Source organism: Aeromonas sp. BIGb0405 (assembly GCF_024807335.1).
Taxonomy (GTDB): Bacteria; Pseudomonadota; Gammaproteobacteria; order Enterobacterales; family Aeromonadaceae; genus Aeromonas; species Aeromonas rivuli.
On sequence record NZ_JANUEP010000021.1, the window covers coordinates 1 to 2990 of the forward strand.

Below are 2990 nucleotides of genomic sequence, written 5' to 3' on the forward strand. Positions count from 1 at the left end.
GTCGATAAAACCGTGATGGAACATGGAGTCAATCTGCTGGCGCGTGTTATCCAGCACAAGCTGGCTATCTCTTGATTCATGGGGGAACCGTCCTCGGTGCCCTCCATCCATCGTTCAACGTTCAACGTTCAACGTTCAACGTTCAACGTCGATAAAACCGTGATGGAGTCAGGGGTCAATCTGCTGGCGCGTGTTATCCAGCACAGGCTGGCCCTGGCTGATGAATAGGGGCAGGATCCCGCAATGACATAACAAAACAGGCAGCCAAGAGGCTGCCTGTTTTGTCGAGCGAGACATCGCTGTTTTATCCCAGCATTATTACCGCCGTTATCCCAGGACTATCTCGGCCAGATGGCTGAAGTGGCGGATCTCGTGGGTTGGGGCACAGTCCCCCGCCTGACCCTGGGGGTTATACCAGCAGGTGGCCAGCCCCATGGCCGCCGCGCCGGCGATGTCCGTCTTGGGATTGTCTCCCACCATCAGCACCCGGGCCGGATCCGGTCTCCCCATCAGCGCCAGACTCTGCTCGAAGATGGCCGCCGCCGGTTTGGTGACTCGCACCTCGTCCGAGATGATCAGCGGTGCGAACCAGTCGTGCCAGCCAAGTTTGGCCAGACGGCCGCGCTGGGGCAGGCTGAAACCGTTGGTGATGATGCCCATGCTCACCCGCTCTTTCAGTTGCAGCAAGGTTTCCAGTACGCCATCCAGTGGCTGACTCAGGGCAATGATCTGCTGCAAAAAAGTATTATTCATGGCGAGGGGGTCGAGCCCTGCTGGGACGAAGGGGGAGAAACGGGTCTGTTGCAGATGCTGGGCATCTATTTCACCACTGTTGTACTGACCCCACAGTCGATGATTGAGCTCACGATACTCACTCATCCGCGCCTCGTTCGCGACGATACCGTGCAGCTGCAAGGTCTGCTCCAAGGCGAGATCCACCGGGAAATCCAGCAGGGTTTCATCGAGATCAAAGAGTACCCAGTCATAAGATGGCGTCTTCATATCAATCCTTTACTACATGGAAAATGAACGCTGGCGCTGACCCGGCCAAACGGGCTCAACAGTGGTCAACCCTTGGCAATGAGTGGCCTTTCGAGGCCAAAGCCACTCATCTTTGACGAGCGGGCCGACAAGCAGGGCGCCATTATCAGCCAGGGCGCGGGCGGGATCCAGTCAGGATCCCAGCTTGCCAGCCTGCCAGTCGGCCAGCAGTGCCAGGGTAAACCGTACCCCAAAGCCCGTTACCTCGCTGCCCACCACCCCATTGCCCCCCTTGTTGCGGTAGCCGGACAAGTCCAGATGTAACCAGGGGGTGTTGGCTGGCACGAAACGGCTGAGAAAACGGGTCGCATCGATATGATCCGGCGAGGCACCGGGGGCGCACTGCAACAGATCCGCCCATTCGCTCTCCAGCACCTCATCATAATCACTGTCGAGCGGGAAGGGCCACACCCGCTCCCCGCTCTCTTGCCCAAGCGCAATGAGGCAGGTCAGCCACTCGGCCTGGTTGGTGAAGGCACCGCTGTAACGGCTGCCCAGCGCCCGCTTGCAGGCGCCGGTCAGGGTGGCGTAGTCGATGATAAGATCCGGCTCGTCTCGCGCCGCCAGCGCCAGGGCATCGGCCAGCACCATGCGCCCCTCGGCATCGGTGTCCACCACCTCGATGGTGGTGCCATTGCAGGCGGTCACCACCTCACCAGGGCGATAAGCCGCCGGGCCTATGTGGTTTTCGGCGATGGCCAGCCAACAGTGCACCCTCACCGGCAGCCTGGCCCGGCTAATGGCGAGCAGGGTTCCCAGCGCCACGGCGCTGCCACCCATATCCAGGTGCATGCCATACATGGAGCCCCCCACTTTCAGGTTGTAGCCGCCCGAGTCGTGACAGATCCCCTTGCCCACCAGGGCCAGCTGCCGGGTGGCCCCTGCGGGTTCATAACTGAGCTTCACGATGGCGCCCTGGCCATCCTGAGAGCCGCGGCTCACGGCGAGAAAAGCCCCCGCCCCCAGTGCCTTCAAGGCTGCCTCATCATATTCCTGACACTGCCACCCCTCGACACCGGCCATCTCTTTCACCCGTTGCCGGTAGCCGGGCGCATCGAGCACGGAGGCGGGCAGCACACCAAGATGGCGGGCCAGGGCATTGCCTTCGGCCTCGGCACACAAACGCGCCACATCCAGGGGAAATGCGGGGGAGCTGGCGAGCAGGCGATAAGGGATCCTGGCCTTGGCCTCGCGCTTCTGGCTCGGCAGCGTCACGTTGGCGGCCAGCAGGGAGGCAAGCAGTACCTCTCCGAGTCGGGCCCTCTCGGCGGGTTCGAACCCTTCCAGATGCAGACTCAGCTGCTCGGTCTGGTATTGGGCAAGGGGGGCTATCCATTGCCGGATCTGTTTGAAGCGCTCATGGCCTGTTCCCAGCGCCGGGCTGAAGATCAGGATAAGCAGCCCTTGCGGATCAGAAGAGTCGATGATCGGGCACAGATAAGGCCCCTCCTGCCCCAGGGCCGCTTGCAGGCTGGCCGCAACCAGCTCGGGGCGCGCAAGCAGCGTATCTTTCAGACTCTGATGGCAGATCAATAACTTGAGGGAGGAACTCAGTTCCATAAACTGATCGAGATCCCGAGGATCGTTGTCTATCTTGGGTGCCTGATAGGAAAAATCGAGCATATGGTGCAGCCTCATCCATGAAAAAACAGAAGAGCGCCGATGATACCTGAGTGAAGGCAAAGATCGCCATGCTGCTAGCTCATTGAGCGGAGTGCTGATGGGATACAGACAATGAAAAAGGGCATAGATCAGTGACAGGCAGCACGCGGTCGTTCAACGAGCAGGCAACCCCGATGAGGGAGTCTAGCCAGCTAAAAGGGGGAGCAATGGAGAGAGACGAACAGAATAAAATGGTTGCGGGGGCTGGATTTGAACCAACGACCTTCGGGTTATGAGCCCGACGAGCTACCGAGCTGCTCCACCCCGCGTCCGAATTGTCCCAAGTT

General features: G+C 60.1%; 2 protein-coding genes and 1 tRNA gene. All 3 read right to left on the bottom strand.

The features are described 5' to 3' along the window. Positions 1-327: 327 nt before the first annotated feature. The 3 genes from yjjG to M2366_RS19810 all read right to left on the bottom strand — a co-directional run bounded on the left by yjjG (position 328) and on the right by M2366_RS19810 (position 2972). A complete protein-coding gene (yjjG, locus tag M2366_RS19800; protein ID WP_224432830.1) occupies positions 328-1002 on the bottom strand; it encodes a pyrimidine 5'-nucleotidase in 675 nt (224 codons plus the stop codon). A 171-nt stretch (positions 1003-1173) separates the two neighbouring features. After that, positions 1174-2664 (bottom strand): M17 family metallopeptidase, encoded by a 1491-nt coding sequence (locus tag M2366_RS19805; RefSeq protein ID WP_404972815.1) that lies wholly within the window; start codon positions 2662-2664, stop codon positions 1174-1176. 231 nt (positions 2665-2895) lie between these two features. Beyond that, positions 2896-2972: transfer RNA gene (locus M2366_RS19810), tRNA-Met, on the bottom strand. Between the last annotated feature and the right edge of the window lie 18 nt (positions 2973-2990).